Raw genomic sequence first — 714 nt, 5'->3', positions numbered from 1 at the left:
TATCATAACCAACCGCTAGCTTGATTTCACTCTCATCGACGAGCTCAGACTCTGATTGCGCGCTCGCCATCAGCTCCTGCACATATTCCCGTTCTTCCTGCACCATCCGAAGGGAGAATTCATCCAAGATTTCTTGCCTGGATTCGCTGACGATCATTTTCACTTTGCATGCGCGCTGGAAATTTTCATTAAAGAAACGAATAATTTCATCATCCAATCGTTTCTTCCGAGCGAGATCCAATCCCGTATTGTCTAGAAGAGATAGAGTTAGTAAGTCTCCTTCAAYCGTGATCGAAGATTTCTGCAGCCATCCATTTACGGAAGCGATCTCGCGCTGTGCCCACTCCATGAACAAACCCCAGTATTGCAGCACAATGGATTCAGTCTCTACAACAGGATCATAAATCAGCAAGAAACTGACTGCAGCGATAGACTCAAACTTCATTCTAGCCGCCTGGCATAGCCCATTATAGGCCTGTAAAGGCACCATGGACGTTTTGCGGATGCAAAACGTCCATTCTTGATTGCTGTTGCTAACGATAACTTGATCTATATATCCATCTTGAAAATAGGTTTGTATAAGTTCTTGCGGCAGCTGAATATGCTGTAAAAGCATTTCAAAACTCTGCCGTTTTTTTGCGGTTTGGCTCATAAAATACCACTCCTTAAGATCCGAACCGAACTAGCTTCAGTCCTTAATAAGCTCTTGCAAAT

1 protein-coding gene is annotated in these 714 nt (G+C 43.8%); it reads right to left on the bottom strand.

Going from position 1 to position 714, the window contains the following annotated elements; all coding sequences use genetic code 11:
• Positions 1 to 652 (bottom strand): PolC-type DNA polymerase III N-terminal domain-containing protein (locus AC1DSE_RS36065; protein ID WP_477529218.1); only part of this gene is annotated, 652 nt, incomplete at its 3' end.
• Between the last annotated feature and the right edge of the window lie 62 nt (positions 653 to 714).

Source organism: Paenibacillus sp. 01L418, assembly GCF_056400045.1.
The sequence above is the reverse complement of the archived record's forward strand: the minus strand, read 5'-3'. Positions and strand labels throughout refer to the sequence as shown.